At 65.9% G+C, this 26,410-nt stretch carries 28 protein-coding genes and 1 riboswitch; of the genes, 4 read left to right on the top strand and 24 right to left on the bottom strand.

The annotated features are described in order from the left end of the window. Positions 1-425: 425 nt before the first annotated feature. A complete protein-coding gene (locus QMC81_05765; GenBank protein MDI6906980.1) occupies positions 426-1,649 on the bottom strand; it encodes an HD domain-containing protein in 1,224 nt (407 codons plus the stop codon). Between the two features lie 144 nt (positions 1,650-1,793). On the opposite strand from QMC81_05765, the gene QMC81_05760 reads away from it, so the two are divergent. Together QMC81_05760 and QMC81_05755 are read left to right on the top strand one after the other, a co-directional pair. Then, positions 1,794-2,000 carry a hypothetical protein gene (locus QMC81_05760; GenBank protein ID MDI6906979.1) on the top strand — a complete coding sequence of 69 codons (207 nt, stop codon included), beginning with the start codon at positions 1,794-1,796 and terminating at the stop codon, positions 1,998-2,000. 139 nt (positions 2,001-2,139) lie between these two features. Next, complete coding sequence (locus QMC81_05755) at positions 2,140-4,368, top strand: PepSY domain-containing protein (GenBank protein MDI6906978.1); 2,229 nt, start codon at positions 2,140-2,142, stop codon at positions 4,366-4,368. A 53-nt stretch (positions 4,369-4,421) separates the two neighbouring features. On the opposite strand, the gene QMC81_05750 is transcribed toward QMC81_05755, so the two are convergent. Further along, positions 4,422-5,273 (bottom strand): MBL fold metallo-hydrolase, encoded by an 852-nt coding sequence (locus QMC81_05750; GenBank protein MDI6906977.1) that lies wholly within the window; start codon positions 5,271-5,273, stop codon positions 4,422-4,424. A 323-nt stretch (positions 5,274-5,596) separates the two neighbouring features. On the opposite strand from QMC81_05750, the gene QMC81_05745 reads away from it, so the two are divergent. After that, positions 5,597-5,806, top strand: coding sequence for a hypothetical protein (locus tag QMC81_05745; GenBank protein ID MDI6906976.1), 210 nt, complete (start codon positions 5,597-5,599; stop codon positions 5,804-5,806). An 89-nt stretch (positions 5,807-5,895) separates the two neighbouring features. Here the strand turns inward: QMC81_05745 and QMC81_05740 are convergent, their stop codons facing one another. Together QMC81_05740 and QMC81_05735 are read right to left on the bottom strand one after the other, a co-directional pair. After that, positions 5,896-7,308 (bottom strand): HAMP domain-containing sensor histidine kinase, encoded by a 1,413-nt coding sequence (locus QMC81_05740; protein MDI6906975.1) that lies wholly within the window; start codon positions 7,306-7,308, stop codon positions 5,896-5,898. Positions 7,309-7,312: 4 nt separating this feature from the next. Further along, complete coding sequence (locus QMC81_05735) at positions 7,313-8,011, bottom strand: response regulator transcription factor (protein MDI6906974.1); 699 nt, start codon at positions 8,009-8,011, stop codon at positions 7,313-7,315. A gap of 254 nt (positions 8,012-8,265) precedes the next feature. Between QMC81_05735 and QMC81_05730 the strand changes: the two genes are divergently transcribed. After that, positions 8,266-8,802: a PepSY domain-containing protein gene (locus tag QMC81_05730; protein MDI6906973.1), complete on the top strand. Its 537-nt coding sequence runs from the start codon at positions 8,266-8,268 to the stop codon at positions 8,800-8,802. A 68-nt stretch (positions 8,803-8,870) separates the two neighbouring features. On the opposite strand, the gene cobS is transcribed toward QMC81_05730, so the two are convergent. The 20 genes from cobS to QMC81_05630 form a co-directional block, all read right to left on the bottom strand. Next, positions 8,871-9,611 carry an adenosylcobinamide-GDP ribazoletransferase gene (gene cobS, locus QMC81_05725; protein ID MDI6906972.1) on the bottom strand — a complete coding sequence of 247 codons (741 nt, stop codon included), beginning with the start codon at positions 9,609-9,611 and terminating at the stop codon, positions 8,871-8,873. A gap of 2 nt (positions 9,612-9,613) precedes the next feature. After that, a complete protein-coding gene (gene cobT / locus QMC81_05720) occupies positions 9,614-10,672 on the bottom strand; it encodes a nicotinate-nucleotide--dimethylbenzimidazole phosphoribosyltransferase (GenBank protein ID MDI6906971.1) in 1,059 nt (352 codons plus the stop codon). A gap of 20 nt (positions 10,673-10,692) precedes the next feature. Further along, positions 10,693-11,232 (bottom strand): bifunctional adenosylcobinamide kinase/adenosylcobinamide-phosphate guanylyltransferase, encoded by a 540-nt coding sequence (cobU, locus tag QMC81_05715; protein ID MDI6906970.1) that lies wholly within the window; start codon positions 11,230-11,232, stop codon positions 10,693-10,695. Positions 11,233-11,261: 29 nt separating this feature from the next. Then, on the bottom strand, positions 11,262-12,221 hold the full coding sequence (gene cbiB, locus QMC81_05710) for an adenosylcobinamide-phosphate synthase CbiB (GenBank protein ID MDI6906969.1): 960 nt from the start codon (positions 12,219-12,221) through the stop codon (positions 11,262-11,264). Further along, positions 12,202-13,692 carry a cobyric acid synthase gene (locus tag QMC81_05705; protein ID MDI6906968.1) on the bottom strand — a complete coding sequence of 497 codons (1,491 nt, stop codon included), beginning with the start codon at positions 13,690-13,692 and terminating at the stop codon, positions 12,202-12,204. Before QMC81_05705 ends, cbiB begins: the two co-directional genes overlap by 20 nt. Beyond that, positions 13,689-14,729, bottom strand: a complete 1,041-nt coding sequence (locus tag QMC81_05700) for an aminotransferase class I/II-fold pyridoxal phosphate-dependent enzyme (GenBank protein MDI6906967.1) — start codon at positions 14,727-14,729, stop codon at positions 13,689-13,691. Before QMC81_05700 ends, QMC81_05705 begins: the two co-directional genes overlap by 4 nt. 74 nt (positions 14,730-14,803) lie before the next feature. Continuing rightward, the gene (locus QMC81_05695) at positions 14,804-16,183 is read right to left on the bottom strand and encodes a cobyrinate a,c-diamide synthase (GenBank protein ID MDI6906966.1); all 1,380 of its coding nucleotides are present in this window, start codon (positions 16,181-16,183) and stop codon (positions 14,804-14,806) included. After that, positions 16,176-16,913 carry a precorrin-3B C(17)-methyltransferase gene (cobJ, locus tag QMC81_05690; protein MDI6906965.1) on the bottom strand — a complete coding sequence of 246 codons (738 nt, stop codon included), beginning with the start codon at positions 16,911-16,913 and terminating at the stop codon, positions 16,176-16,178. Before cobJ ends, QMC81_05695 begins: the two co-directional genes overlap by 8 nt. Beyond that, complete coding sequence (locus tag QMC81_05685; GenBank protein MDI6906964.1) at positions 16,874-17,713, bottom strand: cobalamin biosynthesis protein; 840 nt, start codon at positions 17,711-17,713, stop codon at positions 16,874-16,876. Before QMC81_05685 ends, cobJ begins: the two co-directional genes overlap by 40 nt. After that, entirely contained in the window at positions 17,703-18,446 is a 744-nt protein-coding gene (cobM, locus tag QMC81_05680; GenBank protein ID MDI6906963.1) for a precorrin-4 C(11)-methyltransferase, read from the bottom strand. Before cobM ends, QMC81_05685 begins: the two co-directional genes overlap by 11 nt. Next, positions 18,443-19,171: a precorrin-2 C(20)-methyltransferase gene (gene cobI, locus QMC81_05675; GenBank protein ID MDI6906962.1), complete on the bottom strand. Its 729-nt coding sequence runs from the start codon at positions 19,169-19,171 to the stop codon at positions 18,443-18,445. The genes cobM and cobI overlap by 4 nt, the downstream gene beginning before the upstream one ends. Continuing rightward, positions 19,164-19,826 (bottom strand): precorrin-6y C5,15-methyltransferase (decarboxylating) subunit CbiE, encoded by a 663-nt coding sequence (gene cbiE / locus QMC81_05670; GenBank protein ID MDI6906961.1) that lies wholly within the window; start codon positions 19,824-19,826, stop codon positions 19,164-19,166. Before cbiE ends, cobI begins: the two co-directional genes overlap by 8 nt. Continuing rightward, positions 19,823-20,926: a cobalt-precorrin-5B (C(1))-methyltransferase CbiD gene (cbiD, locus tag QMC81_05665; protein MDI6906960.1), complete on the bottom strand. Its 1,104-nt coding sequence runs from the start codon at positions 20,924-20,926 to the stop codon at positions 19,823-19,825. Before cbiD ends, cbiE begins: the two co-directional genes overlap by 4 nt. Next, the gene (locus QMC81_05660; GenBank protein ID MDI6906959.1) at positions 20,923-21,408 is read right to left on the bottom strand and encodes a CbiX/SirB N-terminal domain-containing protein; all 486 of its coding nucleotides are present in this window, start codon (positions 21,406-21,408) and stop codon (positions 20,923-20,925) included. The genes cbiD and QMC81_05660 overlap by 4 nt, the downstream gene beginning before the upstream one ends. Before the next feature lie 30 nt (positions 21,409-21,438). Then, a complete protein-coding gene (locus QMC81_05655; GenBank protein MDI6906958.1) occupies positions 21,439-23,067 on the bottom strand; it encodes a precorrin-8X methylmutase in 1,629 nt (542 codons plus the stop codon). A gap of 4 nt (positions 23,068-23,071) precedes the next feature. Further along, positions 23,072-23,839 carry a cobalt ECF transporter T component CbiQ gene (cbiQ, locus tag QMC81_05650; protein ID MDI6906957.1) on the bottom strand — a complete coding sequence of 256 codons (768 nt, stop codon included), beginning with the start codon at positions 23,837-23,839 and terminating at the stop codon, positions 23,072-23,074. Further along, positions 23,832-24,113, bottom strand: coding sequence for an energy-coupling factor ABC transporter substrate-binding protein (locus tag QMC81_05645; GenBank protein MDI6906956.1), 282 nt, complete (start codon positions 24,111-24,113; stop codon positions 23,832-23,834). Before QMC81_05645 ends, cbiQ begins: the two co-directional genes overlap by 8 nt. A 24-nt stretch (positions 24,114-24,137) precedes the next feature. After that, positions 24,138-24,791 (bottom strand): energy-coupling factor ABC transporter permease, encoded by a 654-nt coding sequence (locus QMC81_05640; GenBank protein ID MDI6906955.1) that lies wholly within the window; start codon positions 24,789-24,791, stop codon positions 24,138-24,140. A 134-nt stretch (positions 24,792-24,925) separates the two neighbouring features. Beyond that, positions 24,926-25,118: riboswitch (cobalamin riboswitch) on the bottom strand. Between the two features lie 319 nt (positions 25,119-25,437). Next, positions 25,438-25,941, bottom strand: coding sequence for a DUF3231 family protein (locus QMC81_05635; GenBank protein MDI6906954.1), 504 nt, complete (start codon positions 25,939-25,941; stop codon positions 25,438-25,440). An 18-nt stretch (positions 25,942-25,959) separates the two neighbouring features. Next, positions 25,960-26,193 carry a hypothetical protein gene (locus tag QMC81_05630; GenBank protein MDI6906953.1) on the bottom strand — a complete coding sequence of 78 codons (234 nt, stop codon included), beginning with the start codon at positions 26,191-26,193 and terminating at the stop codon, positions 25,960-25,962. Between the last annotated feature and the right edge of the window lie 217 nt (positions 26,194-26,410).

The raw sequence follows: 26,410 nt of genomic DNA, 5'->3' as shown, positions 1-26,410 counted from the left end.
CCGACAAACAACAACTGACCGGGAGAGCCTGGCCGGTGAGAGAGTGCTATTTCACGGTTATGACACTGCTGTAGCATATCTTTGGAGAGCTGGGGTCGTAGACGCCGTCGTGGTAAACCTGGTGTTTGCTCCTGGTCTGATACTGGTACCCCTGTCAACGACTTACTCTTTGACCCACTGGCACCGGTAGGGAATTGACCCACCCAAACGGAAGGCCCTGGATTAACTGACACGTTGCAGTCTTACGCGTCCGGCCCCCCTGGCAATGTCGTTTTCGCAAGGAGCGCCCGTAACCGCCTATCGACCCTTATGCGCCGGGCACTCTCCATCAAGGACTCGATATCCAAGTTGGAGCCCTGCACTTTTATAATGAGCGTCTTTGGCCAGATGCCAAAACCCGTATGAAAGTCCGGTGGAACACCCTGTCATGGCCGAAAGACCTCGTCCAGGGCGGCGAAGGATTCGTAGCCGGCCAGCAGGACGCTGGCGATGTCCCCGTCGACGGCGCCGTCGCGCACCTGGTCGCGGATGATGCTCTCCACCTGCATCCGCGGCAGGCCCGGACGATAGGGACGGTCCTCGACCAGGGCGGCGAAGAGGTCGGCGACGGCCATCAGCCTGGCGCCGGTCGACAGTTCCTGCCCCCGCAGGTGGAAAGGGTAGCCCCGCCCGTCGAGGCGCTCGTGGTGGTAGGCCGCCCAGCCGGCGATCTCTTCCAGGCCGGGAACCCGCCGCAGGATATGGTAGGTGTAATAGGTATGGCGCTTGATCACGCGGTACTCGGCGGCCGCCAGCCGGCCCGGTTTGTCGAGGACGGCCTCGGGGACGGAGAGCTTGCCCAGGTCGTGCAAGAGCCCGGCGATATACACCCGTTCCCGCTCCGCGGCGCCGAAGCCCAGGCGCGCGGCCAGCTCCCCGGCCACCCGGGCCACCAGGCGGGAGTGCCGGTGGGTGAAGGGGCTCTTGCTGTCGACGACGCGGGCGAACATCCCGGCGATGCCGGCCAGGGACGCGGCCCCGTCCCGTTCCGGCACCGGCGGACCTGCTTTCTCCCGCAGGAGCTCGGGCAGGTTCCAGGAGACGAGGTCGAGCCAGAAAGACTCCCGCGCCGCCACGTCCTCGAGGGCCTCGTACAGCAGGGGGTCGAAGAGCGATTTCGCGCCGTCCTTCAGGCGCGCCAGGATGACGTCTGCCTGGTCCAGGATGTAGTGTTTCGCGTCGATCAGGACATCCAGGCGGTCACAGAGGTGGATGAGCCGGCTCTCCACGGGAACGGCCTCCCCCGCCAGGCCGCTCGGGTTGGCGCCGTCCCAGCGGTCGTGATGGCTGAGGATGACCTCCGCCACTCCTTCCAGGCCGGGAATCGCCGCCGCCAGGGCGGCTCCCCGCGCGCAGTGCTCGAAGGGGCTGGCGACCTCGAAGCGGTGCAGCTCCATCTTTTCGACAAAAGTGGGCGCCCCCAGGTCGTGAATCAGTGCCGCGGTGTAGACCCGCCCGGTTTCGGCGGTCCCCAGGCCGGCGGCCTTCCCCACTTCCAGGGCGGCATAGGCCACCCGCCGGTGGTGAGCCGAAAGGCCGCGGGCCGTGAAATCCAGAGCCGTGCTCAGCGCAGCCAGCAGTTCGCCCGTCGATCCGGCCGGTGCGTCCAACGCTTCCACCCCCGTCGCGCCACAGCTTTCCCGGTCCCTATTCGCCCTCCGGCCCCCGGTTCCTCCCTGGTGGTAACTCCTGGCATCGGTGCGGCATATGCTATGGAGAGGGCCCTCCGAACCCAAAGGAAAGGGGGGAGCAACGTGAACAAGTGCGTCCTGGCCCTCCTCGCCGTGGTCGCCGTTATTGTCAACGCCGTCCTCTTCACCAGTTACGGCGCGGCCCTGATCGCCGCCGCAGCGGCCGCCCAGCCCGTCGCCGCCGCGATCGCCCTCGTGGGGCTGGCATTCCTCTGGCTCGCCTCGGTCTATGTCATGTACAAGGTACTGCGCAAGGGCTGCTACGACTGAAGCACGGCCCACGGACTAATCCGCGACCGGCCTCCGGGTCCGCCCGGGGGCCTTTATCATTTGGCCGGCACCTGTCATTTTTCGGCGGTGAACGGCCTTAAATATATGCGATGAAAAATTTGACAGGGAGGGGATAGCTTTGCTTAAAGGGTGCCGCCGGCGGCTGGTCGTGGCCGTGACCGCCGCCAGCCTGCTCCTGCCCGGGGCGCTCCCGGCACCGGCGCTCGCCGCGGGTCCGGCGCCGGCCGTTGCCGCGTCGGCCGCGGCGCAGAACAAGGTCACGCTGGAACAGGCCATCCGGATCGCCAAGGAGGCCTACCCCGACGTCGGCAGGTTCGACGAGTTCAACTCCGATTACAATGAGTACGAAGGCCGCGGGGTATGGGAGCTGCGCTGGAGCAAAAAAGGAGAGCCGGGCGGATCGTGCAACGTGACGATCAGCGCCGACACCGGCGAGATCATTCACCTGAACATATGGCAGGGCTCGCCGTCCGGGCGCTACAGCGGAATGCCGGCCTATACCAGGGCCCAGGCACAGGCCGTCGCCGAGAAGGTGGCCCGCGGGCTACTCCCCGAGAAGTTCGCCCAGTGCAAGCTGGTGCCGGAAAGGCCCTTTGAGGAACCCATTATCTTCCCGCTGAAGGACCGCACTTACCCGGTGGTCTACAACTTCACCTTCGCGCGGACGGTAAAAGGCATCCCGGTCACCGGCAACGAAATCCGGGTGGTAGTCAACGCCGAAACCGGCGAGATGCAGCACTTCAACGTCAACTGGGAAGACAAGCTGGACGTGCCCGATCCCTCGGGCCGCATCTCGGCCGACCGCGCGGCGGCGATCTTCACCGGCCAGGGCCTGGAGCTGGCCTACGCCTACTACGGCCCGCGCGACCGGGATACGGGAGAGCGTCCCAAGCTGGTCTACCAGGTAAAGGACGGGAACTTCATCCTGGACGCCCTCACCGGCAAAGTGCAGGACCCCCGGGAAGGGCCGTACCATTTAGACATCGGCGGCTACGGCGGGGGCGGCGGGGAACCGATGTACTCCCGCGCCAAGAAGGAGGAGCCCCTCTCGGATGCCGAGCAGGCGGCGGTGGAAAAGCTGGGGCGGCTCCTGACCGCCGAGCAGGCGCAGGCGAAGGCCGAGGCGGCCTACCCGTTGCCGGACGGAATGCAGCTCACGGGCAAGCGCCTGTGGCAGAACTGGGAGGTGCCGGGGGCCAAGGCCTGGAACTTCAGCTACAGTAACAAGGAAAAGAAGCGCACGGTCGAGATCCGGGTCGACGCCGCCACCGGCGAACTGCTGGGCTTTTCCACCTATGAAAACCTGGATCCCGAGGACTACCTGAAGAAGCCCGAAGTAAAGGTCAGCGAGGACCAGGCGCGGAAGCTCGCGGAGGAGTTCATCAAGCAACAACAGCCGGAACGCGCCGGGCAGGTTACGTTCCGCCGCTGCAATAAGGATATCGGCCCCTGGGCCAAGTTCGGCGACGAGAGTCCCCGCGCCTATTCGCTGGAGTACGCCCGCCTGGTGAACGGCGTCGTGTACCCCGCCAACGGCTTTAACGTGACCGTCAATTCCACCACCGGGGAGGTCACCAACTACAACATGGGGTGGTGGGACACATCCTTCCCGGCGCCCGCCGGTCTCATCGACAAGGCCAAGGCGGCTGCCCTCTACCTGGAGAAGCATCCGCTGCTGCTCGAGTACGCACGGGCCTTCGAGCGCTACCCCGACGGCCCCGACCGGCCCAAGTACTTCCTGGTCTACCACCCCACCGGCTGGCCGATGGGAGTCCTGGACGCCAGGACCGGCCAGGAACTGGACAGTGAAGGGAAGCCGGTCGCCGGCCGCAAGGCCGAGTTTACGGACATCGCCGGCCACCCGGCCGCCAGGGACATCCAGCTCCTGGCCGACCAGGGCATTGTTTCGGCCGAGGACGGGCGGTTTCGGCCCAACGACCGGGTCACGGGCGGCGAACTGCTGGCGTGGCTGGTCGCCTCCGCCGACCGGGACGGGTACCGGCCCCTGGCCAAAGAGGACGACAAGCAGCTTATCGAACGGGCCCGCGCCCTGGGGATTATCGCCGCCGGCGAGGATATCAAGGCGGCTTCCCCGGTAACCAGGCTGCAGGCGGCGCGCTGGCTGGTCAACAGCCAGGGCTTCGGGCCGCTGGCGCGCCACGGCGAGATCTTCAACCTTAAGGCGGGCGACGCGGCGGCCGTCTCCCAGGCCGACCGCGGCTACGTCGCCGCCGCCCTGGCCATGGGCTACCTGACCCTGCAGGCCGGCGGCCGGTTCGGCCCCGAGGGCACGGTCACCAGGGGCGAGGCGGCATCTATGCTCGTCCGCGCCCTGACCGCCAGGTAGGCCGGCACCGAGGCGACCGCCACGGGCCCCGGGGTCTCCCGGGGCCCTATTTTCTAGTACCCAAAAGGCAGAACGAACCTGCTCCCCGCCGGGGCGAAGCGGAAACGCTCCCGGAAAACGCGCGCCAGGGCGGCGGCCATGGGGAGCCCCGTGCAGTGGTTGGCGGCCAACAGTTCGACGTCCAGCGCCCGCAGGTAGTCCACGGTGGCTTCCTGCTGTGCCGGGTCCACCGCCCCCAGGTGGGTCCCGCCGATAATGGCGTGCACCCTTTCCACGCCCGTAACCTCCCGGGCGTGCGTGACAATGTTGGCCACTCCGGCATGGGCGCAGCCGAGGATGATCACCAGCCCCCGGGGGGTTACGGCGTAAAGGGAAAGGTCGTCGCGCAGGGGATCGGGCTTCTCCCGTTCCCCGTCCAGCAGCACCAGGCGCCGGTCGCCCTTCTCAAAGCTCAGGCGGCGCGGCACCTCCCCGCCGGCGAACAGGCCCGGCGCCAGTTCGCGCGGGCCGGCCCCGAGCTGGAAGTCCGCGCCGAGGCTCTCCAGCTCCACGCGCCGGAAGGGCACCCCGATGTGCCGCAACCCGCCGTCTTCGCGGATGAACCTCGGGGTAAATACGTCCGGGTGGGCGACGACGGGCAGCCGCCGGCGGCGGTACCGCAGGAAGGCGGGCAGGCCGCCGGTATGGTCGTAGTGGCCGTGGCTCAGGACCACCACGTCGACTCTGTCCAGATCGATGCCCAGCGTGCGCGCGTTGGGGACCAGGGCGCCCTGGGCGCCGGTGTCGAAAAGGACCGTGAGCCCCGGGATCTCCACCAGCATACCCAGCCCCCACTCCCCGGTGAGGCCGGCCGGCGTGCCCACCGTGTTCTCACAGACCATCGTGACCTTCATCGACGTAATCAAGTTCCGCGCCTCCCTTACCTTAACCCCAGGTCTATTCTCCTCCGGGCGCTCGAATACCTGGTTGGTCCGCGTGGTCCTCTGGCGGTCGGGTTCCGGCCGTTGCCCTGATCGGGCCGGCGTGCCGGTGTTATCTTGCCTTATGAAAGGGCGAAACCATGGTGATTTCCTTTTACAGGCCTTGCGGTCCGCTGCGGGGCGGTCTAAGGTCTTCAACCTGTCCTAAAGCCCTTTTTCGAAAGTCTTTTGCAACTTGACCCCATCACCGGCGGGGGCTATCGTCAAACATGAGGTTGGTTTCAATAATCGAAGGGAGGGCTCAGGTTATGCGGACGTTCCTATCCCTGGTTGTTGGATCGGCACTCATTGTCTACTCGTTTTTCGCCTACGGGATGGAGACCGTGGCGGGGATCCATGGGACCACCTTTTCGGCCTATATGGCCGGCCTGGGGCTGGCGGCCCTGATCTACCTCGTTCCCAGCTTTGTTGACGAGTTTTGTGTCAGAAACGACAAGTCCACCAGCGAAGGCGTGTAGCCGCAGACCGTATAGTTGACCGGCCAGGGGCCTTGCCGCAGCGGCAAGGCCCTCATAATTGCCCGGGACAACAACAGGGCATCAAAGAGCTACAGACGTTGCCTCGGCCCCCCGTGATGAGCGGTCCCCGTTTCTTCGCCCGGACGGGAGGCGGACACGAGGGCCGCGGGGAGCCGGATTGTGAACCGGCTGCCCCGGCCGGGCGCGCTCTCCGCCTCCAGCCGTCCCCCGTGCGCCTCGACGATGCCCCGGGCCAGGGAGAGGCCGAGTCCGAAGCCGCCCTCCCGGCCGCGGGCGCGGTCGGCGCGGTAGAAGCGCTCGAAGATGCGGGGCAGGTCCGCGGCGTCGATGCCGGGGCCGTTGTCGGCCACGGCCAGAACGGCCTCCCCGCCGTCGCGGGCCACGGAGACCGTCACCCGCCCCCCGCCGTACTTGATAGCATTGTCCACCAGGGCCCATACGGCCCGGCGCAGGCAGGCCTCGTCGGCCGTCACCGTGACCGGGGTCACCGCTCCCAGCTCCACGGCCACCCCCGGGGCCACGGCCCCGGCCTCCTGCACCGTCTCCAGCGCCAGTTCGTCCAGTGCCAGGGGCGCGGTCTTAAGCGGCGGCCGCGCGTCGACGCGGGCGAGGAGCAGCAGATCGTTGACCAGCCGTTCCATGGTCTGCGCCGCCCGGCCGATGGCCCGGGACGACTCCGCGACGACCCGGGGGTCGTTCCCGCCCCAGCGGGCCAGGAGGTCGGCGTAGCTGCGGACCACGGTCAGCGGGGTGCGCAGGTCGTGCGAAGCCGCGGCGACAAACTCCCGCTGGCGGGAAAAGCCGTCCTCCAGGCGTCCGAGCATCGCATTGACGGCCTCCCCCAGGACGTAAAGCTCGTCGCGCGGTCCGCGCAGGGGGATGCGCCGGCTCAGGTCGCTGGCCGTGATGTCCCGTGCCGTACGGGTCAGGGTCTCGACCGGCCGCAGCGCGGCGCGGGCGATGGCCCGCCCGCCGACGACGGCCGGCACCAGGCCGGCCAGCGCCACCAGGATGAAAACCCTGGTCAGGGTGGCGAGAAACTTCTCCTCCCGCTCCAGGGGGCGGATCACCTGCAGGCGCACCCCGTCGGCGAGCTGCCCGCCGACCAGGATCACGTCCTGATCCCCCAGACGCCCCTGTACGGCCGGGCCGAGGTAGGCCGGGGCCCGCACATCACCCTGCAGCGCGTGGGAGCGGTTCAACACCCGGCCGTCGGGCGTCGTGATCTGTACCCACAACAGGTTACTTCCCAGAACGGTCGCGAACTCGGGATCATCCAGATCCATATGATTGTAGTCACCCTGCTCGTTACCCCCTCCCGTCAGGCGCTGGATGGTGGCCACCGCCGCCTCCGCCTCGCGCGCCGCCCCGGTGAAAAGGATATAGCGCACCCCCCAAAAGGCCACCGCCCCGCAGATGGACAGGACGGTCAGCAGGACCGCGGCGTACCAGAGTGTCAGGCGCCATGAAAGCGAGCGCACCCCTTCAGCCCTCCTCCCGCAGGGTGTAGCCGATGCCGCGCACCGTATGAATGAGACGTGTCGCGAAGGGTTCGTCGACCTTCGCCCGCAAATAGCGGATGTAAACGTCCACGACATTCGTGTTCCCGTAATAGTCGTAGCCCCAGACGCCGTTGAGGATCATTTCCCTCGTCAGGACCAGCCCGGCGTTCTCCGCCAGGTAGGCCAGGAGATCGAACTCCCGCCGCGTCAGGGCGACCGGCCGGCCGGCCCGCTCGACCTGCCGGGTGTCCCGGCGGATCACGAGATCGCCGACCACCAGCCGGTCCCCGTCCCGGCCCGCGGGCGCCGCGCGGCGCAGGCGGGCCCGGATGCGCGCCAGCAGTTCCTCGATGGCGAAGGGCTTGGGCACATAGTCGTCCGCTCCGGCGTCCAGGCCGGTCACCTTATCTCCCGTGGCGTCGCGCGCCGTCAGCATAATGATCGGCACGGCGGAGCGCTCCCGCACCCGCCGGCAGACCTCGAAGCCATCCAGTCCGGGAAGCATGATGTCCAACAGGATCAGGTCCCAGCCGCCCTCGGCCGCCCGGGCCGCGGCCTCGTACCCGTTGCCGGCCGTCTCCGCCCGGTAGCCCTCGTGTTCGAGTTCCAGTTGCAGGGCCCGCGCCAGGCTGGCTTCGTCCTCGACGATCAGGATGCGCGCCGTCTCCGTTTGCTCGTTCACCGTCACTTCACCCCGACCGATTGTACACCCTGGAGATTAGAAAACGCTTAGAGTCAATTCTAATCCTTTTCCAATCCTCTTCTAATGTCCTTCTCATCGTCCCGGGTTACATTATCCCTGCCGAGGAAAAACACCGGCAGGGAATCCAGGGAAAGGAGGGTTGACCGGTGTGAGGGAACACCAACAGCGATGGGACAGTCCGGAACGAACAGTGCCGGAACGAACAGTGAATAATACTTTGAAGGGGGATCACCATGAATAAGAAAATCCTGGCTTACGTCACTTCCGGCGTGCTCCTGCTCGGCGGCGCGGGCGGGCTGAGCGCCGCCTGGGCGCAGAACGCGCCGGCAAAGGCCGCCCCGGCTGCGGTCGCCCAGGAACAGCGGCAGGAGCAACCGTCCTATCGGGCCGGCATCCAGGTCGCCGACCCGCAGGACAAGAACGAGGAGCAGGCGAAGGACGCCGCGGATGAGGCCGCCGAGGCCGCGGCCCTGCAGGGGAAGGCGAAGATCAGCCCCGCACAGGCGCAGGCCGCCGCGCTGGCCGCCGTGCCGGGAACGGCGCTGAAGACCGAACTCGACAACGAAAACGGGAACCTGGTCTACAGCGTGGAGGTCAAGACGACCCAGGGAGTAAAGGATGTTAAGGTCGACGCCGGAGACGGCAAGGTCCTGGCCCGGGAGAACGCCGGTGACGAGGAAGAGGGGGGCCAGGCGGAGGACGGCGCGGCAGAGAGTGAAACTGACAACGGTGCGGACCACGACCGGGTCCAGGAAGAGGTCGAAGAGTAATCCGGGAGGTTCACCACGCTGAATTGAACAGGCCCCGGGTACGCCGGCAGGCGGCGCGCCCGAGGCCTTTACCGGTGCAAGACAGCCAGTAAAAACAGGGCGAGAACCAGAGATATTTCCGTATGTGCCCCCAGCAGATCGCCCGTTACGCCGCCGTAACGCCCCCGGCACCAACACCCAAAAGCCCAGGCAAAACCCGTACCGAGGCCCAATGCCACCAAGCCGGCCCACTTCGCAATAAACACGGCGATTCCCGCAGTAATCAGCCACCCCGCAGCCACCGGCAGGATACGCCCTTCGCCGACAAAGGGCCGGCCCGTTCCCTCCTCCGCTCGGGCGTAAGGCTGGAAGGCGGCCAATTGAGCTGTGCCCGCCCGCGATACAGCAAAGGCCCCGATAACGAGTCCCCATCCGTCGGCCCCTTCCAGAAGGCGTGCGTAGGCTACCCATCTAAACAGCAGCGAGAGGGCGATGGCTACGACGCCGAAACTGCCCTGCCGGGGATCTTTCATAATGGCCAGGGCCCGCCCCCGGTCGCGTCCCGCCCCCAGGGAATCGGCGGCGTCGCCCAGGCCGTCGGTATGGATCGCCCCCGTCAGCAGCATTTCCGCCAGCAGCATGACGGACGCCGCCCCTGCCGTCCACCCGGGGACGGCGGCCAGCAACCCCTGCCCCCCAAGGGTTACGAGACCCCCAAGGATGACCCCGACCGCAGGAAAGTACGGCAGCGCGTCCGCCAGCCGCGAGGCGTCGCGTCCCGGGACAGGTACGACCGTCAAGGTTCGGATGGCTGTAATCAACCCGCGCAACTTTAGGCTCCCGGCTCGATGCCGACGTCGGCGAAGGTGGCCATCTCGTTGTAGATCGCCACCGCGTCCGTGATGATTTGCATCCCGATAGCGGCTCCCGTCCCTTCACCCAGGCGCATGTCCAGGTCCAGCATGGGGCGCAAGCCCTCGCGGTTAAAATAGAGCTTGTGTCCCGCTTCGGCCGAGACGTGCGAGAAGAACAGGTAGTCGCGGACCGCCGGGGCCATGCGCATCGCCGCCAGGGCTCCCGCTCCCGAGATGAAACCATCCACCACCACCGGAAGGCCGCAGGCGGCCGCCCCCAGGCAGCAGCCGGCGATGGCCGCGATTTCCAGGCCCCCTACGGCCGCGAGGGTGGACAGAGGGTCGGTCAGGCGCTCCTGATTGACCGCCAGCACTGTGGCTACCGTCTCGATCTTCCGCGCGACGCCGGCCGCATCCAGCCCGGTGCCCTTTCCGACAATTTCCCGCGGCGCACAGGGCAACAGGGCCGCGTACAGGGCCGCCGAAGGAGTCGTATTGCCGATCCCCATTTCGCCAAGCCCAATCAGGGTGCTTCCCTCGCTGTCCGCCTGCATAGCCATCTCCGCCCCCGCCATCAGGGCCTGCATCGCTTCCTCCACCGACATGGCGGGCCGGCGGGCGATGTTGCCGGCGCCCCGCCGTACGTTGCGGTTAATCAGTGCCGGGACATCAACCCTGTCCCGCATGCCTACGTCGACGACGCGCACCTCGGCCCCGGCGCGGCGCGCCAGCACGTTGATAGCCGCGCCCCCGGCAAGGAAGTTGTGGACCATAAGCGTGGTGACTTCGGGAGGGTAGGCCGAAACGCCCTCTTCCACCACCCCGTGATCCCCCACAAAGACAAAGATCCTTGCCGCACGGACGGCCGGCCTGACTTCCCGGCTCAGGGCCGCCATCCGGGCCGCGATCTCTTCAAGCATGCCGAGGCTCCCGCGCGGCTTGGTCAGGTTGTCCAGGTGGTCCTGGGCCGCGCGCAGGCGGTCGGGGTCAACCGGACGGATGGCACTGATGATTTCAGAAAGGGACGTGGATTGCATTTTCTCCTCTCTCTCCCACCTTATTCATTTTTAAGATCAAGGGCCAAACCGGCAATGACAAGGACTGCGCGGCGCGCCAGGCCGGCCACCTGCTGGTTCAGCCGGCCTGCCGCGTCCCGGAACCACCGGCCCAGTTCGTGCTCGGGTACAATCCCCATCCCGACCTCGTTGGCGACAAGCACTACAGAACAGGGCGGATCACGCAGCGCCGCCAACAGTTCGGCGGTGCGGCGTTCGACCGCCGTCTCCCCCTCGGTCAGGACGATATTGGTCAGCCACATGGTCAGACAATCGACCAGGATCGCATCGGCCCCGGGCCGCCGGGCGGGATCGGTTAACACGGCCGCGATCTCCATCGGCTCCTCAACCAGGCCCCACTCCCCGCCTCTCTCCCGCCGGTGGCGGGCGATGCGCGCCTCCATCTCCGCATCGCCATCCCGGGCCGTGGCCAGGAAGACCGGCTTCCGGTAGCGGTTTTCGACATAGTGCCTGGCCCAGTCGCTCTTCCCGCTCCGGGTGCCGCCGAGGACCAGCACTACTTCGGGCGATTGTTGCGCCATCGTTAAGACCAGCCCTTCTCCCACCTTTGCTAAAATAAGCCAAGGAACACCAGAACCGCCGAGCCCGCTACGGCAAACAGCCAGGTGGTCGCCCAGAGCAGGGTCACCGCCCGGCGCACGGCTGACCGCCCGGGCGCCGGAAATTCCGCGCCGAGGTACGGTTTTTCCGAGGGCATCCCGTGGTAGGTTGACGGCCCGCCGAGACGAACTTTGAGCGCCCCCGCGAACAGCGCTTCCCCGTGGCCGGCGTTGGGACTGGGGTGGGCCAAACGGTCCCGCCAGCCCACCCGCCAGGCGTCCCGTGCCGACAGGCCGGATAACAGGGCCGCCGTTGGCACGAAAAAGAGGGCCAACCGCGCCGGGACAAAGGCGGCGAGGTCGTCCAGCCGGGCGGCGGCCCGGCCGAAATCACGGTACGGCTCGTGCCGGTAACCGATCATCGAATCCAGCGTGCTGACAGCCTTGTAAACCCAGGCTCCCACCGGGCCGAAGAGAAGCGCATAGAAAACGGGGCAAAGCACCGCGTCGACCGTATTCTCGCCCACCGTCTCCACCACCGCCCGGCGGACCTCCCGTTCATCAAGCCCGGCGGTGTCGCGCCCGACGATCATCGCCAGTCTCCGGCGCGCGCCCGGCAGGTTGCCGTGTTGCAGGGCGGCGTCCACCGCGAGCGCCTCGCCGGCCAGGGAACAAGGGGCAACGGCCAGGTAAACCAGCAGGGTTTCAACACCCAGGCCCCACCAAAGGCCCGCCGTCCGCCCCAGATTAACCAGCAGCCAGGCCGTTCCGCCGGCTGCCGTGATCACGCCCAGGGCCAGCAGGGTTCCTGACCAGCGCGCCGGCAGCGGCAGGCGCCGCAGGGATTCGCCGGAAGCGATCAAGCGGCCGATCAGCCGGACAGGGTGCGGAAGCCGGCGGGGATCGCCCAGCAGCCGGTCCAGGATCAGGGCGGCCAGGATTACGCCGGCTCTAGAGGCCAAGAACTCCATCCAGCCGCTCCACCCCGATTCTTTCCGCCAGCAGGTCGGCGATCCGGTCCAGGTCCTTCTGCCGGCGCGCGGCAAACCGCGGCTGTATGGATGGTCGGGCCGGCAGTCCCGCAATGCGGCGCACGGCTGCTATCCAGTGCGCCCGGTAGGCGTCAGCGTCGAAGCACCCGTGCAGGTAAGTCCCCGCCACGTAACCTTCTTCGGCGGCGCAGCCTTCAGGCACGATGCCTGTTCCCTGCCCGTCGAGCAGGAAGCACGGTCTTCCCCCGCATACCTCGGAGAACCCCATGTGGATCTCGTATCCCCGGACGGGAAGCCCGCCCGGAATACCCCAAACCCCGCCGGCCGTGACGCCGCTCGCCTGGACAGTGCGCTTCTCGGGCGCAAACCGGGTGTGCACGGGCAGCAGGCCAAGCCCTGAAACCGTCGTCTCCCCCTCCCGGATGGTCCGGCCGAGCATCTGGAAGCCGCCGCAAATGCCCAGCAAGGGCTTTCCCCGGGCGGCGAAGCCGCGCAGCGCCCGCTCCAGCCCGCGGCGGTTGAGCCAGGCCAAGTCGGCCAGCGTCTCTTTGCTGCCGGGAAGGATGGCCATGTGCGCGCCGTCCAGTTCTTGCGGGCGGTCGACGTAACGCAGCGCTACCCCGTCCTCGGTCTCGAGGGGCAGAAAATCAGTGTAGTTGGATATCCGGGGCAAACGGACGACCGCCACCGCCAGGTCGCCCGGAACCGGCGTCTTTCCCCGCCCGGACAGGCTCACCGAGTCCTCTTCGTCGAGGTGGAGATCGCGCAGGTAAGGCAACACGCCCAGCACCGGCCGGCCTGTCCGCTCCTCGATTAAGGCCAGCCCGGGCCGCAAAAGCTCTTCATCGCCCAGGAACTTATTGACAACGAAACCAGCGACAAGTTCCCGTTCCCTTTCCGCCAGCAGTTCCATCGTTCCGAGCAGGGAAGCGAACACCCCGCCGCGTTCGATGTCCCCGACGAGCAGGACGGGGGCCCCGGCGTAAAGCGCCACATCCATATTAGCGATGTCGTGCGGTCGGAGATTGATCTCGGCCGGGCTTCCCGCCCCTTCGGCAAACACCAGGTCGCAGTCGGCCCGGAGCCGGTCGAGAGCGGCGACGGCCATCGGCCACAGCTTTTCCTTTAAGGCGTAATAATCAGCCGGCTTGTAGACGCCCAGGGGCCGCCCCAGCACCACTACCTGGCTGCCCGCCTCCCCTGTCGGTTTCAAGAGAATGGGGTTCATGTCCACGTGGGGCGGGATGCCTGCAGCTTCGGCCTGCAACGCCTGGGCGCGGCCGATTTCCCCGCCGTCCCGGGTGGCGTAAGAGTTGAGGGCCATGTTCTGGCTCTTGAAAGGAGCCACCCGGAAGCCTCTCCGGGCATAGAGGCGGCAAAGCCCGGCCACCACAAGACTCTTGCCTGCGGAAGAGGCCGTGCCCTGGACCATCAGCACGCGTGCCGTCATACGTTTTCACCCCGTAAAAAGCCCGACAAGACTTCGAGCAGCCGGTCGTTCTGTTCAGCCCTGCGCAGCCCCATGCGGAAGTGCCGTGTCGAAAGCCCGGCAAAAGTAGAGGCGTCCCTTACCGCCATGTCATGTCTAAACAGGCAGGCGTTGAGGGTTTGGACGTCATAACCGTCGGGCAGCTCACAGAGCAGAAAGTTCGCCTCTCCGCGAAAAACGCGAAGCCCCAGCTTAACGAGCGCGGCCGTTACCCGTTCCCGCTCCGTCGCCGCAAAATCCCTGGTCTTTTCCGCATAAGCCGTGTCGGCGAGCAGCCGGCCGACGAGGTGCTCGCCCAGGCCGTTTACGCTCCAGGGATCCTTCGCCGCCAGGAGCCGCTGCACCAGATCCCCCGTCCCGACAAGGTAACCGAGCCGCAGCCCGGGCACCGCGTAAAACTTGGTCAGCGAGCATACCGCCGCCACCCCCGGCATGGGCGGCAGGGCCGGGGAACGGCCCCTTGCGGGATCCACAAAAGCCAGAAATGACTCGTCAAACACCCAGTACACCCCGGGACAGGACTCCCGCAGGCGCTCAAGCGCGTCCGGAGACGGAAGCTGTCCGGTAGGGTTGTTCGGGTACCCGATGAAGACCACGTCACCCGGCACGGGCGTAAGCGTCTCCCACACCGGTTCGAAACTGCCGTCCACAACCCGTGAGGTCACCGCCGCCACAGGAATCCCGCAAGCCTCGGCGGCGCCGCGGTATTCCGAATAGCACGGCTCTATAACCCAGACCCGCCCCGGCCGCAAGGTGCGCACGAGGAGACTGATCAGCTCGGTCGCGCCGTTTCCCACCAGCACCTCACCCGGATCAAGGCCGAGAAATGCCGCCAGGGAACAGCGCGCGGGACGTGCATCAAGGGAAGGATAACGGGTTATCAAGGGAAGGGCGTCCCGCAACAGCCCGGCGAGACAGTCCGGGGGCCCGAGCGGGTTGAGGCTTACGCTGAAATCGGCCGTCACCCCGGCAATGTTGCCGCCATGGTCCCATTTCATAACACCACCTCCAGGGGTGACTGTTGGAAAACTTTACCTGGCCACGACTCGCCTCGTAACGGCCTTCCAACAGCTTACAGCCCACAGCCCGCGGCTTTGTTCAGCAGGCGCTGCAGTACGTGGCGGGCCGAGGCAAAGTGCAGGTGCAGGTAGGAGCCGAAAACGGACCCGGCCTGCCAGCCATCCTTCCGGACTTGTGTTCCGCAAGCCTGGCGGACCATCAGGCAGGCCCGGCTTCCGGGCTCCGGCTCGGCCTCCGAGTAATGGAAAACATGCCCCCGGACCTCTGCGCCTTCCTCCAGGATCAGGGTGTCAGACCGGGCTTGAGCCACCGCATAACCCAGGGAAAGCCGCCGGCCGGCCATGCCGGCGCGCACCGGAAGAAGACCGGTCATCGGGTGGTAACGGCCATCCAGATCGGTCAACCCCTCTCCCAGGTAGATTAGGCCGCCGCACTCGCCGTAGATTGGCCCCCCCGCTGCCGCGTAGGACCTGACGGCGGCCAACATCGTCCGGTTGGATGCAAGCACCCCGGTATACAGCTCCGGGTAACCGCCGCCGAAGTAAAGCAGGGCACAGTCAGGCGGCAGACGGTCGTCGTGAAGGGGGCTGAAGAAAACCGGTTGCGCGCCATGGTGGCGAAGGATGTCCAGGTTGTCGGCATAAAGAAAACTGAAGGCTTCGTCACGGGCCACCCCCACCCGCATCGCGCCTCCGGGGGCTTCCCCGGCAAAGATGCAAGGCCTTGCCGGGGAGAGGCCCGGCGCTGTCCCGGCTAACCGCTGCAAGGCTGGAAGGTCGACGTGCTGCTCGACCGCGTCGGCCAGCCGCTCGTAGACTATCTCCCAGTCGCCCTCCGCTCCCGTAAAAAGCCCGAGATGCCGCTCCGGGATCTTCAGTTTCTCTTCCCTGGGAATCGCCCCGAGGACAGGCACCCGGCAATATTGCACAACGGCTTCGGTGACCACGGCGGCGTGCCGCGCCGACCCGGCACGGTTGAGGATGACCCCGGCAACGTTCACTTCGGGATCGAGAGCCTGAAAGCCCAGGACAACAGCCGCCGCGCTGGCTCCCTGCCGGGAGATGTCGATAACGAGGATCACCGGCGTGCGCAGCATCTTGGCCAGTTCGGCGCTGGAGGCCCGCGTCGTGCCGTCCCCCAGCCCGTCGTACAGGCCCATTACCCCTTCCAGGACCGCTATGTCCGCTCCCGCGACAGCCCGTTGGAACAGCTCGTTCGAGGCCTCGGCCCCGATAAGCCAGGTGTCCAGGTTCCGCGACGCGCGCCCGGCAGCCCCGGCGTGGTGGCCCGGATCGATATAGTCGGGGCCCACCTTGAAGGGCTGCACCGCCAAACCCCGCCGCCTCAAGGCCCGAAGCAGGCCCAGGGTCAGGGTCGTCTTCCCCTGCCCGCTCGAGGGCGCGGCCACGAGCAGGCGCGGCACCTTAATCATCATGGTCTCCCCTGTTTAAGTAGCCGCGGGGCGTAATCATAAACCCGCGCCAGGTGAAGGTCCGCGTGTTGCCCACGATGAGCAGCGTCAACATATCGGCGTCGTCGAGATCCAGTTCGGCGAGCGTGACGACGCGCCTCCCCTGTCCCTCCCGGAAGGCGTTGCGGACGATGCCCACCGGCGTCTCCGGCGGTCGCGTTTCACGCAGGATGTCCAGGGCCGCCGCAAACGGCTCGACGCGCGTCCGCGAACGGACGTTGTACAGGGCAAGGACAAAGTCGGCCTCGGCAGCCGCCCGCACCCTCCTTTTGATGAGGCCGACAGGGGTGAGGAGGTCGGAAAGGGAGATCACGGCATGGTCGTGGGCCAGCGGCGCCCCCAGGAGCGCTGCAGCAGCAAGGCCGGCCGTTACCCCCGGGACGACCCTGAAGGGGAGCACCAGGTCGCGGCGGGCAAGTTCCTCAAGGACAAGGCCGGCCAGCCCGTAGACCCCGGCATCCCCGCTCGAAACCAGGCATACCCGGCGGCCTTCCAGGGCGGCGGCGATGGCCTCCCGGACCCGCTCGACCTCCCGGCGCATTCCGCTCTTGATCAGTTCTTTCCCCGCCAGGTGCTCCCGGACGAGGTCGAGGTAAAGGGGGTAGCCGGCCACCACTTCGGCTGCCGACAAGGCGGCGCGGGCGGCAGGCGTCAGGTGTCCGGCGTCTCCCGGTCCGATCCCGGCGACCACAAGCGATCCTCGGCCAAGGCCACCGTCACCTGGCCCGCCACCAGGCGCGGCAGGATAATCCGGCCGTTGCGGGCGGCCAGAAAGGCACATGGTTCAGCAACTCCCCCCACGTCAAAATACTTGCGGGCGCAACGCGACTCGCCGAACAGCCTGTCGACGCTCCGGATGGCGTCCCGGCCGAACACCCGCAGTCCCACGCCCAGGGCGGCGCAAACCTCAAGGATGCCCGGCTCTTCAGCCTTGAAATCGGCGGTGGCCGCAACCCGGAGCTGCTCCTTCTCCCGTCCCGCCAGAGCGAGTCCCTGCTCGATGGCCGCCATGATGGCCGGCGCGCCGACACCCCGGCGGCAGCCGAGTCCGACGACAAGCGTCCGGTGGACCTCGCTGCCGGTGGTGACCACCGGTTCGGCGCCCACCGCGGCCGCCACCCGGTAAGCCAGCCCGTTGGCGCCGCCTTCATGCCCGGCGAGCAGGCTCACCGCGTACCGCCCGGCGGTATCCAGGACCACTACCGGGGGGTCGCGCCGCTTGTCTTGCGGCAGGCCCGACAAAAGGCGCACGGCGATCCCCGCCGCCATGACCAGCACCAACCCGTGGCCTCTCCGGAATAATTGCCTAACGGCGTACCCTGCCGAACCCTCGTAACCGAAAAGATTTCCGGGGCGCGGTGAGGCCGCTTCTTCGGGCAATAAGCGGAGAGGAACGTACAGGGCCCCTTCGAGGGCTCCGGCCACCACCGCGCCGGGGCCGAACCCCGCCTCGTTGATGACGACTACCGCCGGCGGCCGCTTATCCTTCACCTCGCAGGCGCTCCTTCGAGTAAAGATAGCTCGTCCCGCCGTCCCGCCCCAGGAAGGACCCGACCAGGATCAGGGCATGCCGCTTCACCCCCGACTCCCGGACGGTTGCGGCCAGATCCGCGAGGCGGCAGCGGATAACCCGCTGGTCGGGCCAGGTGGCCCGGTAAACCACGGCCGCCGGGCAGTCGGCACCGTAGGCGGGGAGCAGGTCGGCCTGCACCCCGTCCGCGTCGGCGGCGCTCAGGTACAGCGCCAGGCTGGCCCGGGCCGCCGCCAGCCGCGGCAGGCTTTCGCTTTCCGGTACCGGCGTCCGCCCCGCACGGCGCGTCAGGATCAGGGTCTGCGAGCCTCCGGGGAGGGTGTATTCCTTCCCCAGCAAGGCGGCCGCCGCAAAACAGGCGCTGACTCCCGGCACGACCTCATAGGAAACGCCCAGGCGCTCCAGGGCGCGTACCTGTTCGGCGAGGGCCCCGTAAAGCAAGGGATCCCCGGTGTGCAGCCGGGCGACGTCCCGTCCCGCACCCGCGGCTTCGGCGATGACGGCCATCTGCGCCTCCAGGTCGAGCCGGCTGGCGTCGTGCTTCTCCGCGTCGGCCCGCGCCCAATTCAGGATTTCCGGGTTGACCAGGCTGCCCGCGTAGATGACCACCGGGCAGCGTTCCAGAAGGCGCTTGCCCCGCACCGTGATCAGTTCGGGGTCCCCCGGTCCGGCGCCGATGAAATAAACGGTCAAGACGCACGTCCTCCTTTTTTGCGCACCAGGATCACCGACAGGTAGCCGTGTTCGCCCTCCGGCAGGGACTGCAGGTCGGACGTAAGGTACTCCTCCGGCTGGGAAACGCGGCTGATAAAGACGGCGTGCCTGTCCAGGCCCATTTCGCGCAAGAGGTTGATTACGGCAGGCAGTTGCTTGGCCACCTTCATCAGCACCACCGTCTCAAATTCTTCGAGGGCTTGACGCACGGGCGCCAGGTCGCCGCGGGGCACCGGCACCACCGCGATCCGCTCGTCCTTTTCACCCAGGGGGAAGTTTGCGGCCGATGCCGCAGCGGCAAAACTGGTAATGCCCGGCACCGAGCGGATCAGCTCCGGCGAAAGCCTTTGCCGCAATTCCCGCAGGACGTAGCAGTAGGTACTGTAAGTAAGGCAATCTCCCAGCGTCAGGAAGACCACCTTCTCCCCCCGCCGGACACGGCCGGCGATTTCCTCGGCCGCCGCCGCCCAGTAAGGGATCAGTTCCCGCTCGTCACGGCGCATGGGGAACTCGAATTCAAGCACGGGTTTTTGACCAATAAACGGGCGGGCGATATCCAGGGCCAGGCTCTCCCCGGCCAGGCTGGACTTGGGCACGACCACGCAGTCCGCTTCCTCGATAAGGCGTTTCGCTTTCAGCGACATCAGCTCCGGGTCCCCGGGACCGAGCCCGATGCCCCAGAATGATCCCTGCGTTTCACTCATCACTCTCCTCCGCCTCCGTCAAAACCAGTACGCTTCGACCGGAACCCTCAAAACGCCCGGCCAGTTCATCGACCGTCCCGGTCATGCGCCCTTCCGTAGGTCGCCCCAAGTCCCAGAAGACGTGTACTTCGCGTTGTCCTGCCGTATCCCGAAGGGCGCCAAGGATTTTCCCGGGTGTCCAGACCGGCGAACAAAGTACGGCGGCGGTCGACACAGCAGCCAGAGCGCCTAAGACAAGCCGCGCCTCTTCCCCGGAGACACCGTGCAGGCTGAAGATCCGGGCATTTTCCCAGGGAAGGCCCAGGCGCGCGAAAGCCAACTGCAGCGAACTGATCCCGGGAACGACCTGCACCCTTTCCCGGCCGAGAAGGCGCGTCACCGGACCGGCCAGGCTGTGCAGGCCGGGGTCCCCCGTCACCAGGAGCACCACGCGGCTTCCTTCCTCCATACGGGATCTGACCAGGCCGGCCACCTGGCGGGCGCCGGCTCCTGTCACCACCCGCTCGGCCCCGGCCTCCGGGAAGAGGTCGAGCAGGAACCGGGGGCCGCAGAGCACTTCGGCCCCGGCTACCGCCGAAAGCGCCTGCCGCGTCAAATACTCCGCCCCGCCCGGCCCGCAGCCGACAATGGTCAGTCTCCCTCGTTCCGGTTTCACAGCGCTTCCCCCACAATGTTCCCCTGCAGGTCGCAGAGGTGCACCGCCACGTAAGGCTCCGGCCCCAGCCTTTCCCGCACCAAAACCCTGATCGTGCCCGCCAGCATCCCCAGCAAACGGCCGTACCCTTCATTAAGCAGCACCTGCTGAATCGCTTCCACCGTCGGCAGTTCCCTTAAACGCCGGAGGAGGTTTTCCGGCAGACCGGCGGCGGCGCAAAATTCGATAACGGCGCCGTTGGCCGGCCGGGCGTACTTGGCGTGCGTCTGCCAGTCCCCGTTCAGGACCTTGGCCAGTTTACCCGGGTGCCCGACGAGGACGATCCGGGTAAAGCCCCGCCGGGATGCTTCGTCCAGCATAAAGCCCAGGAAATCGCTGACCTCCACGATCTGCTCCTCCGCGGGCGGCGGCAGCAAGCGCCGTGCCGCCCGTCGGCCGATATTGCCCGGGACCAGACAGACCTCCCGGCATCCGGCGGCATGAAGGATGTCCAGGAGCGGCGGGAGCGAACGCCGCAGGGCGTCAAGGCTGCGCGGCTCGACATAGCCGGTGGTGCCGAGAATCGAAATCCCGCCGGTGATACCCAGCCGCGGGTTGAAGGTACGCCCGGAGATCCCGGCTCCTCCGGGAACGGAAACGGCAACCCTCCAGCCCCCGCCGGGAGGCACAAGGTCGGCCAGCGCGCCGGCGATCATCGCCCGCGGCACGGGGTTAATGGCCGCCTCTCCCACCGCGACGGGAAGGCCGGGTTTGGTAACGCGACCGACGCCCTGTCCTCCATCGATGACAACGCCCGGAAACGCGGCAGGTTCGACGCGGGCGTGCACGGCCATCCCGTTGGTTACATCGGGGTCGTCGCCCGCATCCTTAATCACGTAACACTCGGCGGCAGACGTGTCACGGTAGACTGCATGCACCGGCATGGTTACGGGTTCACCTCCGGGCAGAAGGATCGTGACCGTTTCAGGGAAACGCCCCTCAAGCAGCCAGAGGGCGGCGCCCCGCGCCGCTAGTGCAGCACACGTTCCGGTCGTGTAGCCACGTCTCAGGCTGTTCTTGCCGCAGTGGTCCCGTTTTCGCGCCCCTTTCCCGCCCGTCAACGCTGTTCAATACCTCCGCAGGCGCAAAAATCCGGAAGCACTTCCACGAACTCGCCCTGCCCGGGCGGCACCGGGTACCGGGAGCGGTCGGGTACCCTGATCTCCCGCACGTCGGGCAGGGTCAAGGACTCCTGCACGCGGCGGGCCAGGATGTCCGCGAAGACCGGGTCGCAGCCCAGATGACGCCCGTAGACGATTTTTACACCCGGGTAGTCCGCCGCCAGCTTCTGCAGCTCGCGCGGAATATCGACCAGGATGTGCAGCCCGGTGTGCAGGAAGTAGGGGATGACGATAATCTCCCTGGCGCCGTCAGCGGCACAGGCCGCCAGGGTCTCGGGCAGGTGCGGTCCCAAGCGGGAGAGAAAACAGACCCGCACCAGCGGGATCCCGGTGATCTCCCGCAGCATCCCGACCAGAATCTCCATTTCCCTGGCCGCTTCGGGCACGCGGCTTCCGTGCCCCAGCAGAATTAACGCACGCATCAACAGCACCTCGTTTTCAGTCGTCAGACGTCAGTGGTCGGTAGTCGGTCGTTGATCGCCGGCGGCCAGGACGGCTAAAGCGTGCAGCGCCGCCACCGCCAGGGTGCTTCCTCCCCGCCGGCCGGCCAGGCAGATATAGGGCACACCCAGTTCCATCAGTTCCTGCTTGCTCTCCTCCACGTGGACGAAACCCACCGGCATCGCCACGACCAGAGCCGGGCTGGCCTCTCCTTCCCGGATCATCCTGTTCAGTTCCAGGAGGGCCACCGGCGAATTGCCTATGAGCGCGATGCCCCCCTCGAGGATGGGGCGGGCCCTTCGCACCGCGAAGAGCGAGCGCGGCAGGCCGGCGGCCCGGGCCTCGGCAATGACGGCCGGATGGGCGATCAGGCAGTGAATGTGTTCCGGTGTATAAGCGGGACACGCCCGCCGGAGCCTGGTTTGGGAAATCCCCGCCCTGACCATATTGGCGTCGGTAAAAACAGGGGCGCCCCGCTTCAGTGCCTTTATCCCGGCCTCGACGGCTCCCGGCGCGAAGCGCACCATTCCTACCAGGCCGAAGTCCGCCGTGGTATGGACGAGCCGCCGGACCACGCTCCATTCTTCGGGCCTGTAACTGTGAGGCGGCGCTTCGGCCTCAATCCGGCGGAGGGACTCGGCCTCGATTTCATCCCCCGACACCGGCCGTTCGTAGAGCGCATAAACCCTGCTCTCCCGGAAAGCAACCTCCGGCGGCGGCAGCATGTTCCCCGTTTCGTCGTCCCCGGCGATTCCGGGCGCCGCAACGCCCACGCTTCCTCCCGGCGGCGTCTTCCCGGCGCCGAAGCCGGCCTCCAGAATCTTAAAAAGGTCTCCTCGGTGCAACGGGGGCTTCCCGCCTTCAGCCACCCAGCCCCTGCGGCGGGCCTCCTCAAAAAGGTCCAACAGCCAGGGTGTGGCCAGGCCGGCGGCGGCAAGAAGGGCCTGATCCCTAAAAACCTCTGTCGGCGCCCCCTGCCCGATGACCCGACCCCGGGCAAGCACCAGGCACCAGTCGGCGGCGGTATAGGCGAGATCAACGTCGTGGGTGGAGAAAAGCACGGTCTTTCCCCCCGCCCGGAGGCGGCGCAGGAGTTCTATCATCTCCGAAGCCCCCCGCGGGTCAAGCCCGGCCGTGGGCTCGTCAAAGATCAGGACCTCCGGCTCCATAGCCAGCACCCCCGCCAACGCCGCCCGTTTCTTTTCCCCGTGAGACAGCGCGTGCGTGGGACGTTCGGCCAGACCGGCGATGCCTGCCGTAGCAAGTGCTTGTTCAACACGCCGGCGCACTTCGGCCTCCGGAAGACCGAGGTTAAGAGGACCGAAGGAAACGTCCTGGTAAACATTGGCCGAGAACAACTGGGCGTCGGGGTCCTGGAAAACCATCCCCACCCGGCGCCGCAAAGACTGCAAGGCGCGGTGGCCGTAAGACAGGGGCCGGCCGCGAAAATGCACGCTTCCCTCGTTCGGCCTGTGTACGCCTACCAGGTGCAGGAAGAGCGTCGTCTTGCCCGCTCCGTTGGCGCCCAGAACGGCGATTCTCTGTCCCCGGCGCAGCGCCGCGCTGACTCCCCGCAACGCGGGCGTGCCATCCGGATAGCGGTAGGTTACTCCCCGCATTTCAAAAATCGCGTCGTCCACCAGCCTAACCCCTGGTCACCACAGCCAGCACAAGCAGCCACCCGCCCGTCACTGCCGATAACGCCACATTGCATACAGACAGGCGGTACGGCTTTTCCACCACATCCAGGCGACCTTCGTAGCCCCTGGTGGAAAGGGCCACATACAGGCTATGGGCGCGATGCTGCGCCCGCATGAAGAGGTTGGCGAACAGGCAGCCCGCCGAGCGGAAGCCGGTCCCCGGCGTGATGTAACCCAGGCGAAGTGCCTGCGCCCTCTGCATCGCCAGCCCGGTCTCCAGGAGAACAAACACAAAGCGATAAATAAGGGCCAGCAGGTCCAGGAACAGGGCCGGCACCCGGCAGCGCCGCAGGAAACCGATAAGGTCGGGCATCGGTGTAGACAAGGCAAGAAAGCACATACAGGAGACAGCACCCAGGGTACGAGTCAGAATATCACGCGCCTGGGACAACCCCGCTGAAGTAAAGCCCAAATGAATACCGCAAACGGTCAGCCAGTATCCTCCGGAAGGACATTCGGTGGTAACCGACAGCGCCACCGCCGGTAAACCGGCCAGTATAAAGAAGGCCGGTACCAGCATGACACGCAGGTACACCTGCCACGGAGTGCGGGCGACACCCAGCGTCAACAGCGTTATAAAGCCGAACGCCAGCAAGGGTATCCAGAAAGAGCGCGCCACGAAACAGGCAAGAAGGACCGGCAACACAGAGACTACCTTTTCCGCCGCGGGTCTCATCGCCAGGGGACTGGCATAGGCATACCGGTCAATCAATGTAATTCCTCCGGGCCTTCCTGCGGCCGAAGTAGTATCCGATAAAACCAGCCCCTAAAGCTGCCTGCAAAGCAAACAGCAAGCTCTCTATTTCACCGGAGGGCGGTTCCCAGATGGGTTTGATCCACGGCTTATAGTCGGGTCTGATTTCCATAATCATCTCTTCGGCCCGTCCGTCAGCGCCCGTAAACATTTCGGCTTTCGAATCGCCCGTGCCGGCAACGAGAAAGAAAGGCAAGACAGACAACAAAACAACGCCAACGATGAGTAACATATTTTTTGATAGCCTCTTCAAATCTTAACGCCTCCCAATCGACAAATCGCGCACCTGTTTGTCATTGTGTATATGCAGAGCGCTGAACACCAACACGGTAAGCAACCCCTCGCTTACGGCCAGAGGCACCTGCGTCACGGCAAAAATCGTTCCGAACTTGACCAGCGAAGCGGCAAACCCGCCAACGGGATCAGGAAAAGCCAGGGCAAGCTGAAAGGAAGTAGTCGCGTAGGTCATTAGATCCCCTACGCAGGCAGCCAAAAACACCCCTATGCTAAAGCGAACCCTCAAAGACTGACACAGGCGGAACACACCGTACGCCGCGAACGGTCCCGCCACAGCCATTGAAAAAGTATTGGCGCCAAGTGTGGTAATACCTCCGTGTGCCAGCAGCAATGCCTGCAGCAACAATACGCCGCAGCCGATGACAGACATTACGCTGGGGCCGAAGAGGATTGTGCCCAGGCCTGTACCCGTGGGATGTGAACAACTACCGGTAACGGAAGGCAATTTGAGGGCTGACAGGACAAAAGTAAATGCCCCCGACAGCCCCAGAAGCATCCTTGCTTCGGGTTGGGCGCCCGCTTTTTTCTTGATGGAATACAGCCCGTGAGCCAGAAACGGCGCCGAGGCCGCAGTCCAGGCCAACGCGTGACCAATGGGCAGAAACCCTTCCATAATGTGCACAATGACCACCCTTTCAAACTTTTTGGCGATAAACCGAGATAAAAAATCCCTGACCCCAAGCAATGGGTCAGGGATTACGTATTCAATCCCGACGTTACCGAGATACCCCCTATTCCGCGAGGCGGGTACGCTTTTCCACCCTGGGCAGGTCTTCTGGCTTCCGGATCGTCCTACGGCCACACCTTCCCGGCGGTTGCTCCGCCAGTGGATCTGCTATGGCTTTCGTACCCGGTTACAGCGGCGGGTCCGCACCGGATTCGCACCGGTTTCCCTATTCTCCCTGCCTTTGAGCAGGGCACCCAGGATTACTGCTTTATGGTGTTTGTCCAAAGTATAAGTCCCGTTAAACCGCCTGTCAAGCGCTTAGAAAACGCCTGAAATCAATTTTAATCCTTTTCCAATTCTCTTCTAATGTCCTTGACGAGGAAGGGGGCGGCAAGGCGGAGGACGGCGCGGCACAGAGTGAAACTGACAACGGTCCGGACCACGGCGATGAACGACTCCAGGTGTCCGGAAGCTCAAGCCGGCTAAGTCAATTGTTGGTACAGGGACCAGTCAATCAATAAGCCAGTGATCGAACACTGCCATCCCATCTTCGAGAAGGAGCGCCCCGCCGTCGCCCCGGCACCCCGGGCCGCTAGTGCCGGTAGGCCGGCGGGGCCTTGATCCAGCCCTTGACCTTACCGTACTTGACCCAGTTGTCATACATCTTCAGCTCGTCGGTCAGGTGCCCCATAAAAAGGTTGCGCAGGCCGTCGTTGACGACCGCCCGTAGCGCCCGCGCGTGCATGTCCATGCAGTCCTGCATCCCGCGCAGGATGGTACGGAAGATCAGTTCGTCGCGGACCGCTTCCTTGACGGCGCCGCCGTCGGTGTTCATCTTCGGCGGGCGGTCCGGCAGGGCGATCTTGTATTTCTGCAACAGCTGTTCCAGCTCGGTGATCTGGGACTTAAGCGTCCCCTCGCACCCACGCGTCAGCAGGAGCTTGAACTCGCTGTCCTCGGCGCAACTCCTAAAGAACTCGGAGAGTTCCAGGACATCGTAGCGTACGACGAGGTCCTCCCAGAGCACCTGCGCCTCGCCGGCGGTGAGTTCCTCGGCGGGATGTTTCCCCAGAATACCCGATAACAACGTCGACACGGCGACCATCCCCCCTCTTTAGTGGACGCGCAGTCCCTCGATCTCCCGGAGCAGCGCCTTCCCGTCGTTCAGATGCTCCCGCAGGTGGTCGACGCGGGAGGCCTCGGCCCCGGCGCGGCGCAGTTCTTCCAACTCGGTCTCGTGGGCGGCCACCGAGCCCCGCGCCTCCTGGTAGATCTCCATGGCCCGCTTGAAACTGAGACCCTTTTGCCGCTCTTCCTCGAAGCGGTGTTTCAGGCTGCTGCAGCTCACGCTCCCGCCTCCCCATTCCATTTGTCGTTATCGTGGCCAAAAATGCGCCGAATAATTCGGTTCCCCCTTTACAAACCGGGTCCGGCTTGTCTATAATCGGCATAAGCACATAACGGACGGCGTGGAGCCGCCCTGGAATCCGCCGCAATCTTACGGGATTAAACCACGGAGGTCAGGCTTTGCCGGAGCAAAGCTTGTCTTCGTGGTTTTTTTATCT

The organism is Thermoanaerobacterales bacterium (assembly GCA_030019475.1).
Taxonomy (GTDB): domain Bacteria; phylum Bacillota; class Desulfotomaculia; order Desulfotomaculales; family JASEER01; genus JASEER01.
This window is presented reverse-complemented; position numbering and strand designations above follow the sequence as displayed.

What these genes read in the sequence shown, in the direction of transcription:
- QMC81_05745 (MDI6906976.1), top strand. Translation starts at nt 5,597, where the DNA reads ATGCGGACGTTCCTATCCCTGGTTGTTGGATCGGCACTCATTGTCTAC.
- QMC81_05730 (MDI6906973.1), top strand. Translation starts at nt 8,266, where the DNA reads ATGAATAAGAAAATCCTGGCTTACGTCACTTCCGGCGTGCTCCTGCTC.
- cobT (MDI6906971.1), bottom strand. Translation starts at nt 10,672, where the DNA reads ATGCAATCCACGTCCCTTTCTGAAATCATCAGTGCCATCCGTCCGGTT.
- cobU (MDI6906970.1), bottom strand. Translation starts at nt 11,232, where the DNA reads ATGGCGCAACAATCGCCCGAAGTAGTGCTGGTCCTCGGCGGCACCCGG.
- cbiB (MDI6906969.1), bottom strand. Translation starts at nt 12,221, where the DNA reads ATGGAGTTCTTGGCCTCTAGAGCCGGCGTAATCCTGGCCGCCCTGATC.
- QMC81_05705 (MDI6906968.1), bottom strand. Translation starts at nt 13,692, where the DNA reads ATGACGGCACGCGTGCTGATGGTCCAGGGCACGGCCTCTTCCGCAGGC.
- QMC81_05700 (MDI6906967.1), bottom strand. Translation starts at nt 14,729, where the DNA reads ATGAAATGGGACCATGGCGGCAACATTGCCGGGGTGACGGCCGATTTC.
- QMC81_05695 (MDI6906966.1), bottom strand. Translation starts at nt 16,183, where the DNA reads ATGATTAAGGTGCCGCGCCTGCTCGTGGCCGCGCCCTCGAGCGGGCAG.
- cobI (MDI6906962.1), bottom strand. Translation starts at nt 19,171, where the DNA reads ATGAGTGAAACGCAGGGATCATTCTGGGGCATCGGGCTCGGTCCCGGG.
- QMC81_05660 (MDI6906959.1), bottom strand. Translation starts at nt 21,408, where the DNA reads ATGCGTGCGTTAATTCTGCTGGGGCACGGAAGCCGCGTGCCCGAAGCG.
- QMC81_05645 (MDI6906956.1), bottom strand. Translation starts at nt 24,113, where the DNA reads ATGTTACTCATCGTTGGCGTTGTTTTGTTGTCTGTCTTGCCTTTCTTT.
- QMC81_05640 (MDI6906955.1), bottom strand. Translation starts at nt 24,791, where the DNA reads ATGGAAGGGTTTCTGCCCATTGGTCACGCGTTGGCCTGGACTGCGGCC.